The 14,847-nt window shown below is 66.8% G+C and carries 11 protein-coding genes; 4 read left to right on the top strand and 7 right to left on the bottom strand.

The window, feature by feature from the left end; all coding sequences use genetic code 11:
- Positions 1-13: 13 nt before the first annotated feature.
- Positions 14-853, bottom strand: a complete 840-nt coding sequence (locus MY55_RS02440) for a sulfurtransferase (RefSeq protein ID WP_043571943.1) — start codon at positions 851-853, stop codon at positions 14-16.
- A 179-nt stretch (positions 854-1,032) separates the two neighbouring features.
- Between MY55_RS02440 and MY55_RS02435 the strand changes: the two genes are divergently transcribed.
- Positions 1,033-2,682 carry a methyl-accepting chemotaxis protein gene (locus tag MY55_RS02435; protein WP_052877900.1) on the top strand — a complete coding sequence of 550 codons (1,650 nt, stop codon included), beginning with the start codon at positions 1,033-1,035 and terminating at the stop codon, positions 2,680-2,682.
- 6 nt (positions 2,683-2,688) lie between these two features.
- Here the strand turns inward: MY55_RS02435 and MY55_RS02430 are convergent, their stop codons facing one another.
- Positions 2,689-3,087, bottom strand: coding sequence for an HIT family protein (locus tag MY55_RS02430; protein WP_047243111.1), 399 nt, complete (start codon positions 3,085-3,087; stop codon positions 2,689-2,691).
- 148 nt (positions 3,088-3,235) lie between these two features.
- Between MY55_RS02430 and paeA the strand changes: the two genes are divergently transcribed.
- From paeA to MY55_RS02415, 3 genes are all read left to right on the top strand, one after another.
- Positions 3,236-4,552: a polyamine export protein PaeA gene (paeA, locus tag MY55_RS02425; protein ID WP_043571947.1), complete on the top strand. Its 1,317-nt coding sequence runs from the start codon at positions 3,236-3,238 to the stop codon at positions 4,550-4,552.
- Between the two features lie 131 nt (positions 4,553-4,683).
- Positions 4,684-4,926 carry a hypothetical protein gene (locus MY55_RS02420; protein WP_043572005.1) on the top strand — a complete coding sequence of 81 codons (243 nt, stop codon included), beginning with the start codon at positions 4,684-4,686 and terminating at the stop codon, positions 4,924-4,926.
- A gap of 276 nt (positions 4,927-5,202) precedes the next feature.
- Positions 5,203-6,819, top strand: coding sequence for a glycosyl hydrolase family 18 protein (locus tag MY55_RS02415; protein ID WP_047243112.1), 1,617 nt, complete (start codon positions 5,203-5,205; stop codon positions 6,817-6,819).
- Between the two features lie 64 nt (positions 6,820-6,883).
- Here MY55_RS02415 and MY55_RS02410 read toward each other — a convergent pair whose 3' ends face one another.
- The 5 genes from MY55_RS02410 to MY55_RS02390 all read right to left on the bottom strand — a co-directional run bounded on the left by MY55_RS02410 (position 6,884) and on the right by MY55_RS02390 (position 14,817).
- Positions 6,884-7,408, bottom strand: a complete 525-nt coding sequence (locus MY55_RS02410) for a cysteine hydrolase family protein (RefSeq protein WP_065201924.1) — start codon at positions 7,406-7,408, stop codon at positions 6,884-6,886.
- Between the two features lie 59 nt (positions 7,409-7,467).
- On the bottom strand, positions 7,468-8,439 hold the full coding sequence (locus MY55_RS02405; RefSeq protein ID WP_047236216.1) for a D-2-hydroxyacid dehydrogenase family protein: 972 nt from the start codon (positions 8,437-8,439) through the stop codon (positions 7,468-7,470).
- 41 nt (positions 8,440-8,480) lie between these two features.
- A complete protein-coding gene (locus MY55_RS02400; RefSeq protein WP_065201923.1) occupies positions 8,481-9,968 on the bottom strand; it encodes a sensor domain-containing diguanylate cyclase in 1,488 nt (495 codons plus the stop codon).
- A gap of 98 nt (positions 9,969-10,066) precedes the next feature.
- The gene (locus MY55_RS02395; RefSeq protein WP_065201922.1) at positions 10,067-10,873 is read right to left on the bottom strand and encodes a MerR family transcriptional regulator; all 807 of its coding nucleotides are present in this window, start codon (positions 10,871-10,873) and stop codon (positions 10,067-10,069) included.
- A gap of 89 nt (positions 10,874-10,962) precedes the next feature.
- Positions 10,963-14,817 (bottom strand): DUF3683 domain-containing protein, encoded by a 3,855-nt coding sequence (locus tag MY55_RS02390; RefSeq protein WP_065201921.1) that lies wholly within the window; start codon positions 14,815-14,817, stop codon positions 10,963-10,965.
- Positions 14,818-14,847: the final 30 nt, after the last annotated feature.

Below are 14,847 nucleotides of genomic sequence, written 5' to 3'. Positions count from 1 at the left end.
AGAGACGGGGGGGTCAGCGTTCCACCGGCCGAGCCGGGTCGCTGCACCATTCGCTCCACGAGCCCGGGTAGAGCCGGCTGCCGGCAAAGCCGGCGATCTCCATAGCCAGCAGGTTCTGGCAGGCGGTGACGCCTGAGCCGCACTGGTGGACGATGGCGGCCGGATCGAAACCGGCGCCCAGCAGCGCTTCCCATTCCGCGCGCAGCTGTGCAGCCGGCTTGTAGCGCTGGCCGGCGTCCAGATTGTTCATGAAGAAGCGGTTGGCCGCGCCCGGAATGTGGCCGGCGACCGGATCTATCGTCTCGCCCACGCCGCGGAAGCGCTCGGCGCTGCGGGCGTCCACCACGGTGAAGTCCCGGCTTGCCAGATTGGCCTGCACCGCGCCGGCGTCCACCGCCTGCTGCAGCGGCGGGCGGATGGCGAAGCGGCAGGAGCGGCGCTGCGGTGTTTCGGCGTCCACCGCGCCGCCGCCGGCCTGCCAGGCGGCGAAGCCGCCATCCAATACCGCCACTTTCTCATGTCCCAGCCAGCGCAGCAGCCACCAGGCGCGCGCCGCGTATTGGCCGGCGCCGTCGTCGTAGGCCACCACCTGGGTGTCTTCGTCCACGCCTATCGCGCCCAGATCCACCGCCAGCCGCTGGCCATCCGGCAAGGGATGGCGGCCGTTGTGGCCGTTTTTGCTGCCGGACAGGTGGTAGTCCAGATGCAGGTAATGGGCGCCGGGAATGTGCGCGGCGGAGTAGGCGGCGTGGCCGTAGTCGGGCTGGTCCAGCTGGAAGCGGCAATCCAGCACCACCAGCCGTTCGGCCGGCAGGCCGGCCAACTGGGCGGGGGAAATCAGCGTGGTGTACATGGCGTGTCCGTATCGATGGGAGAGCGGCCAGCCTAGCCGCTGGAGCCGGGCGCTGGCAAGTGTGCTAGAACGTTAACATTGATCATTCAAGCGCGGACATTACGAAGGTATGCTTCACTCCGGCGCGCCATCGCGGCGGCCGACAATAATTCAAGACAATGCGTAAACGGGGAAACAATATGTTCAGTGCATTTACCATAGGCCAGCGCATCCTGCTGCTGGCCTGCAGCCTGTTGCTGGCGCTGTGCCTGGTGGGCGGCGGCGGCTGGTGGTCGCTCAACGGCATAGGCCGCGAACTGACGGTGCTGTTCGGCGAAAAGATCGCCTTCCGCCACCATCTGGACAGCATGCAGCGCAGCATGCTGCGCGTGCGCCAGGACGAGAAGAACATTTTCATCAGCATCGGCAATCCGGCGAATACCGACCAAAGCATCCAGACCAACAAGCAGCTGCTGGACAAGGAAATCGCACTGTTCAAGGAGCTGGCCGGCCAGGCCAAGACGATGCCGATGGCGGCCGAGCACCAGGCGGAGTTCGATAGCATGGTGCAGGGCATAGACGGCTACCAGCAGGGCATGGAAAGCCTGTACCAGCGCATCGCCAAGGGCGAGATCACCGCGGCCAACGCCGGCGACGCCGCCATCATCCCGTTCAAACCCAAGCTGTACGCCGCGCGCGACGCGCTGAACAAGCTGACCGACCTGGCCGACCAGACCTCCAAGGAGTCCGAGGAGCAGATGGCGGCGACGATGGCGCGCACGATACAGGCGATGCTGGCGCTGGTGGTCTTCGCGCTGCTGCTGGGCGGCGGCCTGGCCTGGCTGATCTCGCGCTCCATCACCCGGCCGCTGGCAGCGATGCAGGAGCGGATGCGCCATGCGGCGGCCAATAACGACCTGACGGTGGAAATAGACCAGACCGGCCGCGACGAAGTCAGCGAGACCGGCCGCGCGCTGGCGCAATTGCTGGGCAATCTGCGCGCTTTCATCGAGCGCACGCGCGAGGACTCGGCCCAGGTCACCAGCACCGCCCGCTCGCTGTCTCAGGTGTCGCAGCGTATCGCCGACGCTTCGCGGGTGCAGACCGACGCCTCGTCGTCGACGGCGGCTTCGGTCGAGGAGATGACGGTCAGCATCAACCTGGTGGCCGACCACTCGAATGAAATGGCCGGCGAGGCGCAAAGCAGCATGCGCGAGGCGGTGAGCGGCAGCCAGGTGGCGGGGGAAGCGGCGCGCGAGATGCAGGAGATCGCGCGGGTGATAGGCGAATCGGAGGCGGTGATCGATACGCTGAACCAGCGCTCGGACGAAATCGGCAATATCGTCGAAGTGATCCACGACATCGCCGAGCAGACCAATCTGCTGGCCTTGAACGCGGCGATTGAGGCGGCGCGCGCCGGCGAGATGGGCCGCGGCTTCGCGGTGGTGGCCGACGAGGTCCGCAAGCTGGCCGAGCGCACCGCCCAGGCCACCGGCGAGATCTCGTCCAAGATCCAGGCGGTGCAGGGCGACACCACCACCGCGGTGGCCAGCATGCGCGAGGCCGCCCAGCGGGTGGGCAGCGGCGTGGCGCTCAGCGCCCAGGTCAGCGAGCGGCTGGCGCAGATACGCGAGCTGTCGTCGCGGCTGCTGGAGAAAACCAGCGAGATCGCCGCCGCGATGCGCGAGCAGAGCACCGCCAGCAACGACGCGGCCAAGAGCGTGGAGCGCATCGCCAGCATGGGCGCGGAAAACGGCCAGTCGGTGGAGGCGTCGTCCGACATGGCGCAGCAGCTGTCCCAGCTGGCGCACGGCCTGGATCAGGCTATCAGCCGCTTCCGCACCGCCTGACGGCGCTTAGCGCGCCAGCGCGGCGCGCAGCAGGCCGGCCAGGTTCGCCTGGCCGTGGTCGGCGCCGTCGCGGCGCGGCGCGGCCCAGATCGGGCTGGGGAAGTGGGCGTCGTCCTCGAAGCGGGGAATCACGTGCCAGTGCAGGTGCGGCACCATATTGCCCAGGCTGGCCAAGTTGATCTTGGCCGGCCGCATCACCGCGCGCAGCGCCGCCTCCACCCGGTAGACCCAGTCCATCAGGTGGTTCCGCTCGGTCGGGGACAGATCGGTCATTTCGGCGACGTGGCCGCGCCAGATTACGCGGCAAAAGCCCGGATAGCCGGGCTCGTCCACCAGCATCACGCGCAGCGCGTCGTCCTGGTGCAGCAGTTCGCCCTTGGCTTGTTCACATAGTTCGCAATGCATGGTCCGCCCCTGTTTTTTGAATAGACCTTTGATTTTACTCCCTGCGCCGCCGCCGGGGCAGCGGCGCGGCTCTGTTATACTCAAAGGGTCGGCGCGGCTAAAGCGCCATGCCGGTGGGCAATTTCAACCATAACAGCCAGGAATCCACGTGAGTTTCGCCAACAGTCTTTTCGTCATCGCCCTTCTGATCGCGGCCAGCGCCTTTTTCTCGGTATCGGAAATCTCCCTGGCCGCCGCGCGCAAGATCAAGCTCAGGCAGCTGGCGGACGAGGGCGTGGCCAGCGCCGAGCGGGTGCTGGAGCTGCAGCAGCAGCCCGGCCATTTCTTCACCGTGGTGCAGATCGGCCTCAACGCGGTGGCGATTCTGGCCGGTATCCTGGGCGAAGCCGCCTTCACCCCCTACTTCGCCACGCTGCTGCACATGGTGACGCCGGCGCAGTGGGTCGAGCACCTCAGTTTCATCCTGTCCTTCGTCACCGTCACCTCGCTGTTCGTGCTGTTCGCCGACCTGATGCCGAAGCGGCTGGGCATGGTGGCGCCGGAGCGCATCGCGCTGTTGGTGGTCGGGCCGATGCTGTTCTGCGTGCGGCTGTGCAGCCCGCTGGTGTGGCTGTTCAACGGCCTGGCCAATGTGTTCTTCCGCCTGTTCGGCGTGCCCACCGGCCGGCCGGACGACCTCACCTCCGCCGACATCGTGGCGATGATGGACGCCGGCGCCGAGGCCGGCGTGCTGCAGCAGCGCGAACATCATCTGATCGAAAACGTGTTCGAGCTGGAGAGCCGCACCGTGCCTTCGTCGATGACCGCGCGCGAAAGCATCATCTACTTCACGCTGCACGAGGACGAAGCCAGCATCAAGCAGAAGATCGCCGAACATCCGCATACCAAATTTCTGGTGTGCGACGGCGTGATCGACTCGGTGATCGGCTATGTCGACTCCAAGGACATCCTGATGCGGCTGATCAACCAGCAAAGCCTGTCGATGAAGCGCGAGCTGACGATACGCAATGTGCTGATCATTCCCGACTCGCTGACGCTGTCCGAACTGCTGGAGCGCTTCAAGGCTTCGCGCGAGGATTTCGCGGTGGTGATGAACGAGTACGCGCTGGTGGTGGGGGTGATCACCCTCAACGACGTGATGAGCACGGTGATGGGCGACCTGGTCAGCCAGTTCCAGGAGGAGCAGATCGTCCAGCGCGACGAGCGCTCCTGGCTGGTGGACGGCGCGACGCCGGTGGAGGACGTGCTGCGCGCGCTGGACATCGAAGCCTTCCCCGACGACGAGAACTACGAGACCATCGCCGGCTTCATGATGTACATGCTGCGCAAGATTCCCAAGCGCACCGACAGCGTCGAGTTCGAGGGCTACAAGTTCGAGGTGGTGGACATCGACAACTACCGCATCGACCAGTTGCTGGTGACGCTGATTCCGCCGGCGCCGGCGGAAATCGAATCGGCGCGCTGACATTACGATTGGTTACACCCCCTTACACATGCCTCACAGACGGGCCATCGGCGGCCTGCCTAAGATGAATTCAAGGACGCGCCAAACAGCGCGCCAGACAGCAAAAACATCTCAGACACGGGAGCATGACCATGAAAAAACTGACCGCCCTCCTGCTGGCCGCCACCCTGGGCCTGGCCTCCGTCGCCACCTACGCCGCCGACGCGTCCGCTCCGGCTGCCAAGGCCGCCGCGCCGGCGCATCACAAGCATCACCATAAGAAACACCACGCCAAGAAGGCAAGCTCGGCTCCGGCCGCGCAAAAGGCCCAGGCCGCCAAGAAGCACGGCCATCATCACCATCATCACAAAAAACACCACCGCCACGTGAAGTAAGGCGGCTCTGCTGCCGGGTCGGTCCGGATGTGGAAAAAGGAGGCTGAGGCCTCCTTTTTTTATTGTCCGGCGGGAGGCGGGCAGGGTGGTCTTTTTCTGTCATTATGGATTGTCAAAACCTGTACTAAATGACAGATGTTTAAATTTCCTCTTGTATTTTTCAGCAGAGATTTCGATTCTAAATACCAATGTAATACCACATGAGGCGCTCATGTCGGTGATTGCAGTGGCAAGAGCGAGCCCTCTGCCGTTATCCATCACAAGAGGAGAACCACCATGCTGCACTTCCCCCTGTCGCGCGTACTGCTGGCCGTCGGCACGGCCCTTGCGTTGACCCAGGCGGCGTACGCCGCGCCAAGCTGCTCGCCGTGGGCCAGCGGCCAGGTTTACAACGCCGGCGACTACGCCACCTACGGCGGCAAGACCTGGCGCGCCAGCTGGTGGACCCAGGGCGAAACGCCCGGCAGCAGCCAGTGGGGCGCCTGGCAGGAGCGTCCGGCCAGCGAGTGCACGCCCGGCGATCCGAGCCAGCCCGGCCAGCCCGGCAACGGCGTGCCGCCGGAACCGAAGCCGACGGTGGGCCGCAATGTCGGCTCCTACTTCACCCAGTGGGGCATCTACGACCGCAATTACAAGGTCAGCAACCTGGTGCAGGCCGGCGGCGACAAGCAGCTGACCTTCCTCAACTACGCGTTCGGCAACGTCTACGCCAACGGCCAGTGCGGCATGGTCACCAAGGCCGAGAGCGGCAACGGCGACGGCGGCGACGCCTGGGCCGACTACCAGCGTTCCTTCGCCGCCAACGAGTCGGTGGACGGCAAGGCCGACAACTGGAACGATCCGCTGCGCGGCAACTTCAACCAGCTGCGCAAGCTGAAGCTGGCCAATCCCTCGCTGAAAGTGCTGATCTCGCTGGGCGGTTGGACCTGGTCGAAGAACTTCGGCACCTTCGCCGCCACCGACGCTGGCCGCAAGGCGATGGTCAGTTCGTGCATCGACCTCTACATCAAGGGCAACCTGCCGGTGGGCGAAAGCGCCGGCGGACAGGGGGCGGCGCTGGGCGTGTTCGACGGCTTCGACATCGACTGGGAATACCCGGGCGGCGGCGGCCTGCCGACCAATAGCGTCGATCCCAACGACAAGCAGAACTACACGCTGCTGATGGCCGAATTCCGCAACCAGCTGAACGCGCTGTCCACCGCCAACAAGCGCCGCTACTACCTGACCGCCGCAATAGGCTCCGGCGTCGACAAGATCCGCAACACCGAGCCGGCCGCCTACAGCGCCTACCTCGACTGGATCAACGTGATGACCTACGACTTCCACGGCGGCTGGGAAGCCAAGGGCCCGACCAACTTCCAGTCCAACCTCTACCGCGATCCGGCGGCGCCGGTGACTGGCGACCAGGTCTACTACACCGTCGACGACGCGGTGAAGACCCTGGTGAACGCCGGCGTGCCGCGCGCCAAGATCAACGTCGGCCTGCCGTTCTACGGCCGCGGCTGGACAGGCGTGGCGGCGGGGGCCAAGGGCGACGGCCTGTACCAGGTGGCCACCGGCCCGGCCAAGGGCACTTACGAGCAGGGCATCGAGGACTACCGCGTGCTGGTGAACCGCAGCACCAAACAGTTCAACAGCCCGATAGCCAAGCAGTTGTGGACTTACGACGGCAACGAGTTCTGGAGCTACGACGATCCGGCCACCATCCGCGGCAAGCTGGACTACGTGCGCTCGCAGCAGTTGGGCGGGGTGTTCAGCTGGTCGCTGGATGGCGACGACGCGCAGGCGACGTTGCTGAAGACCAGCGCGGAAGTGCGGCTGGACGCCGCCACCGCCGCCAAGCGCAAGGCGGCGGCCGCAGCGGCCAAGGCCAAAGCCGCCAAGAAGCAGTAAGCGGCAGACGGCAAAACGGCGGGGCTGCGGCCCCGCCGTTTTCATTGCGCCGTCTGGATCCGGTTTACAGTTCGGCGGCGGGCTTGACCAGCAGCGGCTGCGGCGTGGCGCTGGTGGCGCGCCAGGCGGCGGTGAAGTGGTCGACCACTTGCTCGCCGCTCAGCGCGAAGGCGCTGACGGTGGTGTGGCCGTCGGCGATCACGGTGGCCTGATAGCCGCGCGACACCGCGTTGCGCAGCGTGCTGTCGACGCAGAAATCGGTGGCGGCGCCGCCTATCCACAGCTTGCTGGCACCGTGCGCCGACAGCAGCTGCACCAGATCGGTCTCGCAGAAGCTGTCGCCGTAGCGCTTGTAGACGATGGGATCGCCGTCCTGGCGGGCGAGGGCGGGATGCAGCTGCCAGGCGTCGGAGCCGCGCGGCAGGTCGTCTTCCTCGTGCTGGACGAAGATCACCGGCATGCCGCGCTGGCGGGCCTTGGCAATGGCCAGGTTGAGCTTGTCGAGCACGCTGTCGAGGCGGGCGGCGCGCAGTTCGCCTTCCACGACGCCGACTTGAACGTCGATGATCAGCAGGGCGGTATCGGACATCGGTTTTCTCCTGGGTGGGGGGCGGCGGTCCGCGGTCGGCACCGGCCGCGAATGCCATGTCAGGCCAAGGCTTCCGGGTTCAGCACATGGGAGGCGTCGCCCTCGAAGAAGCGGACAGCGTTGCGATGGGCGATCTCCAGGTACTGGCGGTAGCTGGCCTGCTCGGCGTAGCCCAGGTGCGGCGAGCACAGCACGTTGGGGCGCAGCAGCAGGGGGTGGCCTGGGTCGTAGATCGGTTCTTGCTCGAACACGTCCAGCGCGGCGAAGCCGGGCCGGCCGGCGTCCAGCGCCGCTTCCAGCGCGCCGGGCGCGATCAGTTCGGCGCGGCTGGTGTTGACCAGCAGCGCGTCCGGCTTCATCGCGGCCAGATCGGCCTGCGTCACACCGCCCGCGGTGGCGGGAACCAGCCGCTGATGCAGGCTGACGACATCGGCGGCGGCGAAAAAATCTGCGCGGCAGGCGGCGGCGCGGTAGCCCAGTTCCAGCGCTTCTGCGCGCGCGCGTTCGCTGCCCCATACCAACACGTCCATGCCGAAAGCTTGGCCATAGCCGGCCACCAACTTGCCGATCTTGCCGAAACCCAGAATCCCCAGCGTTTGGCCGCGCACGGCCCGGCCTATCGGTCCCTGCCAATGGCCGGCGCGCAGGCTGTCCAGGTTTTCCGCCAGCCGGCGCCGCGCCGCCATGATCAGCAGCCAGGCCAGCTCGGCCGGCGCGTAGGGCGAGCCGCTGCCTTCCACCACCGCGACGCCGGCCGCGCTGCAGGCGGCGATATCGATATTGCGCGCCAGCTTGCCGGTCTGGCTCACCAGCTTGAGCTTGGGCATGCGCGCCAGCAACGCCGCGTCCACCACCGTGCGCTCGCGTATCAACAGCAGCCCCTGAGCTTGCGCCAGCAGCGCGTCGGCTTGCGGGTCGCGCGCGAGATCGGCCAGCGCGCGGCACGGGTAGCTCGGGTTCTGATGCAAGGCGGCGATCTGGCGGCTGGCCAGTTGGTAGTCGTCGGCTACCAGCAGGGATATGGCGGTCATGGCGGCTGGCATGCGGTAAAAGTCCGCATTATAACCCAGCGTCATCTTTCTGCGGAGGCTGCCTGCCCGGTCGCCGGGGCGGGAATGGCCTGGCAGACGCGGTTGCGGCCGGCCTGCTTGGCGGCGTACAGCGCCTGGTCGACGCGGTCGATGGCGGCTTCCAAGGTCTCCGGCGGCTGCCACAGGCCGATGCCCACGCTGATGGTGATGGTCAGCTTGTCCGGCGCGCCCTGCATGAGATGGCGCGCGACGATGCTGCGCAACCGTTCGGCCAGCGAGTCGTCCAGGCCGTGGCTGGCCACCAGCACCATGAATTCTTCGCCGCCCCAGCGTATCAGCAAATCGTTGCCGCGCAGCTGCGAACGCAGCAGCTCGGCGGTTTCCTGCAGCAGCCGGTCGCCCACCTGGTGGCCGTAGCGGTCGTTCGCCTGTTTGAAGTGGTCGATGTCCAGCATCAGCAGTTGCGGGATCGCGCCGATGCGCTGGCAATGGCGCAGCCAGCCGGGCAGCAGGTCGAGAAAGGCGAGGCGGTTCAGGCAGCCGGTCAGCTGGTCGGTGGTGGCCAGTTGGCGCAGCTTGCGCTGATGGCGCTGCAAGGTGGCCAGCACCGCCATCACCACCAGCAGCAGGATCGCGCTGTTGATCGCCAGATTGGCCAGCAATGAGGCGCGCAGCGGCTGCAGCGCGCGGCTTGCGTTCTGCTCCACCAGCAAATGCCAGCCCAGTTCCGGCAGGAAGCGGCTGGTCAGCAGGTAGCGGTTGCCGTCCAGGCTGTATTCCAGCCGCTGCGGCGCTTCCCGGCCGGACAATATCGCCGGGCTCAGCGCGGACAGGCCCGGCAGCTCCTGCAGCCGTTTGCCGCTTGGAAAGGCGCGCGAGCTGCTCAGCATGACCCGGCCGGCGCGGTCGATGAAGTAGATGCGGCGGCGGAAGCGCTGCTCGTGCGCGGCCAGTTGCCTGGCCAACTGATCCAGCGGCAGGCCGACGCCGATCACGCCCAGCAGGCGGCCCTGGTCGTCCAGCATCCGGTGGTTGATGAACATGGTGGCCTGGCCGCCATTGGTCATGTCGCGGTCCAGATTGATCTCATGGTCTTGCCGCATGCCGCGGCAGCGGAAATACCAGGCGTCGTGGGGGTTGGCGGCGGAGACGATCTTGTGGATGCCGCCGGCGTAGTAGTAGCGTCGGCTGCGCTCGGAAACCAGGAAGCTGCCGCTGATGCCGTTGCCGCCGTTGATCGCGCTCAGATAGCGGCTGGCGCGTTCGGGGCTGATCTCGCCGTTTTGCATCCAGTCGGCCAGAAAGGTATCGTGCGCCATCAGCGCGGCCACCGACAGCGGCCGCAGGATGCCCTGGTCTATCTGGGAAAAAATGGTATCTCCGGTCAGCGGCAGGCCTTGCTCGACGATGCTGCGGCGGATCTCGTCGCTGCTCTGCCGGTAGTACAGGCAGGCGTTGACGACGATGCCGCCCAGCAGCAGCAAGGTGACGATGATGACTAGGCGGTAGCGGGCGAGTGGGCCGGACACGCGCTTCCCTTCAGGGTGGAAATGGCGGATTGTCCTATGAAAATAGAATGCCGCGCGGCGCGCGGCAATGCCATCTCCGGATGGGACGGCCGGGAGGCTCAGCGAATGGGGATGTACAGCTCGGTCAGCGAGTCCGGGTGGTCGGGCGCGAGGAAGCGCTGATCCATGTATTCGAACTCGATGCCGTCCATCGCCTCCAGGCCGGCCGCCGGCAGCCAGCTGCCGTGGATGGCGCGGAAGGTGTCGGGCAGGCCGGCCACCGGGCCGCGGTGCTGGAAGCGGGCGTAGCGCTGCGCCGGCACGTCCACGGCGTCCATGCCGTCAGGGACGGGCGCATCCGGCGCGGTTTGCAATGCGGCCAGGTAGCGCCATTGGCCGTCGGCCAGCGGCTGGCAGATGCCGTAGCTGCTGCCGGGGCGGGCGTCGGCGATTTCATGCTCGCGCAGCAGGAAGCGGCCCCAGAGTTCGGGGATGCCGTATTCGTCCTGCGGGCTCCAGGCGAGGCCGATGACGCGGAAGGCGGGGAGGGTGACGATGTCGGGGGTCTGCATGGCGGGAAGGCTCCAGTCGGCTTGGTTGAGATAGCGCGCGATCTGCGCGATCTGCCCGCGCTTTTCCTCGATCTGCTGCTGCAGGCGGGCGGCATGGGCGCGCAATTGCTCGCGCAGCGCGCCGCCATCCCGCAGGCCGCCTTCCTGGCACAGCCGGCGGATGTCTTCCAGCGACAAACCCAGCCGGCGCAGCCGGACGATCAGGCCCAGCTCCTCCACCTGCGCCGGCAGGTAGTAGCGGTAGCCGTTGTCCGCGCCGGTGAAGGCGGGGCAGAACAGGCCGATGCCGTCGTAGTGGCGCAGGGTCTTGGTGCTGAGGCCGTGGCAGCGGGCCAGTTGTCCGATAGTGAGCATGCGATGGTTTCGCGGGCAGATGCGGCCAGTCTGGACCTTGCCCCAGGGGAAAGGTCAAGACCGGCCGTTTGCCGATGGAGATGGGGCGGTTACAGCAGCACTCGCTCGATGCCGCCGTCGCGCGCCCGAGCCACGTATTCCGGCAGCCAGTTCTGCCCCAGCAGGTGCTTGGCGATTTCCACCACGATGTAGTCGGCCTCGGTGCCGGTGTCGTCGTTGTAGCGCGACAGGCCCTGCAGACAGGACGGGCAGGAGGTGAGGATCTTCACCGGCAGGGCCGGCGGCTGGCCGCCGGTCAGCGCCTGCAGGTTCTTGTTGATCTCCTCCTCCTTGCGCGCGCGCACCTGGGTGGCGATGTCGGGCCGGCTGGCGGCGAAGGTGCCGGCCTCGCCGCAGCAGCGGTCGGACAGCGGCACGCCGCCGCCCATCAGCTCGTTGACCACTTTCAGCGGCTGGTGGGTCTTCATCGGCGTGTGGCAGGGGTCGTGGTACAGGTATTGCTGGCCGCTGATGCCGTCCAGCTTCACGCCTTTCTCCATCAGGAATTCGTGGATGTCGATCACGCGGCAGCCGGGGAAGATGTCCTCGAAGCGGTAGTGCGCCAGCTGGTCGAAGCAGGTGCCGCAGCTGACCACCACGGTCTTGATGTCCAGGTAGTTCAGCGTGTTGGCGACGCGGTGGAACAGCACCCGGTTCTCGGTGGTGATGGCGTCGCCCTTGTCCTGGTAGCCGGCGCTGGTCTGCGGATAGCCGCAGCACAGGTAGCCGGGCGGCAGCACCGTCTGCACGCCGACGTGCCACAGCATCGCCTGGGTGGCGAGGCCGACCTGGCTGAACAGCCGCTCCGAGCCGCAGCCGGGGAAGTAGAACACCGCTTCGGCGTCTTCGGCCAAGCGCGGGTTGCGGATCACCGGCACGATGTTGGCGTCCTCGACGTCCAGCAGCGCGCGCGCGGTCTTCTTCGGCAGGCCGCCCGGCATCGGCCGGTTGATGAAGTGGATCACCTGCTGCTTCACCGGCGCCGGGCCGACGGTGGACGGCGGCTGCTTTTTCTGCCCGCCGATCAGGCCCAGCCGCTTGCCGACGGCGTTGCCCAGCCGCTGCGCCTTGTAGCCGACGCCGACCAGGCCGGCGCGGATGGTCTTGATGGTGGCCGGGTCCTTGGCGGTGAGGAAGGCCATGCCCAGAGCGGTGCCGGGATTGAAGGTTTTGTTGCCGGACTTGCGCAGGAAATTGCGCATCGCCACCGACACGTCGCCGAAGTCTATCTTCACCGGACAGGGTTTGACGCAGCGGTGGCAGACCGTGCAGTGGTCGGCCACGTCGGACAGCTCCTCGAAGTGCTTGAGGCTGACGCCGCGGCGGGTCTGCTCCTCGTACAGGAAGGCTTCGGTCAGCAGGCCGACGCCGAGGATCTTGTTGCGCGGCGAATACAGCAGGTTGGCGCGCGGCACGTGGGTGGAGCACACCGGCTTGCACTTGCCGCAGCGCAGGCAGTCCTTGATCGAGTCGTTGATCGCGCCGATGTCCGACTGTTCCAGGATCAGCGATTCGGCGCCGAGCAAGGAAAACGACGGCGTGTAGGCAAGCGCCAGGTCCGCGCCCGGCAGCAGCTTGCCGCGGTTGAAGTGGCCGTTGGGGTCCACTTGCGCCTTGTAGTCGCGGAAAGGCTGGATTTCCGCTTCGGTGAGGAATTCCAGCTTGGTGATGCCGATGCCGTGCTCGCCGGAAATCACCCCGCCCAGCTCCCGCGCCAGCGCCATGATGCGCACCACCGCGCGGTGGGCGGTCTGCAGCATCTCGTAGTTGTCGGAGTTGACCGGGATGTTGGTATGGACATTGCCGTCGCCGGCGTGCATGTGCAGCGCGACGAACACCCGGCCGCGCAGCACGTGCTGCTGCAATTCGCCGATAGCGGCGCGGATGCCGGCGGCGGCGGTGCCGGAGAACAGCTGCTCCAGCTCGGCCAGCACTTCGCGCTTCCAGCTGACGCGCAGGACGAAGTCGCGCAGCGCGTGGAATACGGTGTCGGGCTGGGCGGCGGAGTCTTCGCGCGGGGCGTCCGGCCAACGGGCGGCGTAGTCGGGATAGGGCGCGTCCATGTGGTCGAGCAGCCACTGCCAGCGGTCGCGGCTGATCGCCAATAGCGACAGCGCGGCGGCGCGCCTGTCGCCGATCAGCTCTTCCGACGGCAGGTTGGTGTCCATCTTGTCCACCGGCAGCCGGCCGTGGAAGTACTCGGTCAGCGTGTCCAGTAGCTCAATCTTGTTGGCGATGGACAGTTCGATGTTGATGCGCTCGATGCCGTCGCTGTAGTCGCCGAGGCGCGGCAGCGGGATCACCACGTCCTCGTTCACCTTGAAGGCGTTGGTGTGGCGGGCGATGGCGGCGGTGCGGCTGCGGTCCAGCCAGAAGGTCTTGCGCGCTTCCGGCGTCACCGCGATGAAGCCTTCGCCGTGGCGGGCGTTGGCGATGCGCACCACCTGGCTGGCGGCCTCGGCGGCGGCGTTCTCGTCGTCGGAGACGATGTCGGCGATCAGCACCATCTTCGGCCGGCCGCGGCTCTTGGCCTTGGTGGCGTAGCCGACCGCGCGCACGTAGCGCCAGTCCAGATGCTCCAGGCCGGCCAGCCGGACGCCGGCGGCCAGGCAGGCGCCGCCCGGCTGGAACAAGTCGGTGATCTCGACGATGGCCGGCGTGGCCTCGGCGACGGTGCCGAAGAATTCCAGGCAGACGGTGCGGGTATGTTGCGGCATCTTGTGCAGCACGAAGCGGGCGCTGGTGATGATGCCGTCGCAGCCTTCCTTCTGCACGCCGGGCAGGCCGGCCAGGAATTTGTCGGTGACGTCCTTGCCCAGGCCCACTTTGCGGAAGGCCTGGCCGGGAATCGCCAGCTCGCGGCTGGACACCGCGGTCCTGCCGTCGTCGGCCAGCCGCGACACGCGGAAGCGCGCCTCGGCCACGTCGTGGATCTTGCCGTAGTTGTGGCCTATGCGCTCCACCAGCAGCCAGTGGCCGTCCGGATCCACCATTTTCCAACTGGCCAGGTTGTCCAGCGTGGTGCCCCACAGCACCGCCTTCTTGCCGCCGGCGTTCATCGCGATGTTGCCGCCGATACAGGAGGCTTCGGCCGAGGTCGGGTCCACCGCGAACACCAGGCCGGCGGCGGCGGCGGCTTCGGAGACGCGGGCGGTCACCACGCCGGCGCCGCATTGTATCGTCGCCTGCGGGCCGGACAAGCCGGGCAGCTCGATATGCTCTATGCCCAGGTGGCGGTCCAGCTTTTCGGTGTTGATCACCGCGCTCATCCGGTCCAGCGGCACCGCGCCGCCGGTGTAGCCGGTGCCGCCGCCGCGCGGGATGATGGTGAGGCCCAGCTCGATGCAGGCGCGCACCAGCGGCGCCATTTCCGCCTCGCTGTCCGGGCTCAGCACCACGAACGGGTATTCGACGCGCCAGTCAGTGGCGTCGGTGACGTGGGCGACGCGCGACAGGCCGTCGAACAGGATGTTGTCGCGGCGGGTCAGCCGGGTCAGCTTCTTCAACACCCGGGCGCGCAGCTCGCGGGTTTCATCGAACTGGCGGGCGAACTGTTCCACCGCCTGGCGGGCCGAAGCGATCATCTCGCCGACGCGGCCGTTGCCGTCGCGGCGCTTTTCCACTTCGTTCAGGCGGTGGCGCATCGCCTCCACCAGCGCGGACAGCCGCTTGGGGTTGTCCAGCAGGTCGTCCACCAGGTAGGGGTTGCGGTCCACCACCCAGATGTCGCCCAGCACCTCGAACAGCATCCGCGCCGAGCGGCCGGTCTTGCGCTCGCCGCGCAATGCATCCAGCAATTTCCACATCGGCTCGCCCAGCAGGCGGATCACGATTTCACGGTCGGAATACGAGGTGTAGTTGTACGGGATCTCCCGCAGGCGCTGTTCGCTGGTGATGGCTGTCATTTGTCCGCAAGCTTTGATTTATTAGAGGAA

This window comes from Chromobacterium subtsugae (assembly GCF_001676875.1).
Taxonomy (GTDB): domain Bacteria; phylum Pseudomonadota; class Gammaproteobacteria; order Burkholderiales; family Chromobacteriaceae; genus Chromobacterium; species Chromobacterium subtsugae.
Note: the sequence above shows the minus strand (reverse complement) of the source record. Positions and strands in the feature narration are given on the sequence as shown.

Coding starts and splice junctions, on each gene's coding strand:
- MY55_RS02430 (WP_047243111.1), bottom strand. CDS start 3,087: ATGCATTGCGAACTATGTGAACAAGCCAAGGGCGAACTGCTGCACCAG.
- MY55_RS02390 (WP_065201921.1), bottom strand. CDS start 14,817: ATGACAGCCATCACCAGCGAACAGCGCCTGCGGGAGATCCCGTACAAC.
- MY55_RS02415 (WP_047243112.1), top strand. CDS start 5,203: ATGCTGCACTTCCCCCTGTCGCGCGTACTGCTGGCCGTCGGCACGGCC.
- MY55_RS02410 (WP_065201924.1), bottom strand. CDS start 7,408: ATGTCCGATACCGCCCTGCTGATCATCGACGTTCAAGTCGGCGTCGTG.
- MY55_RS02395 (WP_065201922.1), bottom strand. CDS start 10,873: ATGCTCACTATCGGACAACTGGCCCGCTGCCACGGCCTCAGCACCAAG.
- MY55_RS02440 (WP_043571943.1), bottom strand. CDS start 853: ATGTACACCACGCTGATTTCCCCCGCCCAGTTGGCCGGCCTGCCGGCC.
- MY55_RS02405 (WP_047236216.1), bottom strand. CDS start 8,439: ATGACCGCCATATCCCTGCTGGTAGCCGACGACTACCAACTGGCCAGC.
- MY55_RS02420 (WP_043572005.1), top strand. CDS start 4,684: ATGAAAAAACTGACCGCCCTCCTGCTGGCCGCCACCCTGGGCCTGGCC.
- MY55_RS02435 (WP_052877900.1), top strand. CDS start 1,033: ATGTTCAGTGCATTTACCATAGGCCAGCGCATCCTGCTGCTGGCCTGC.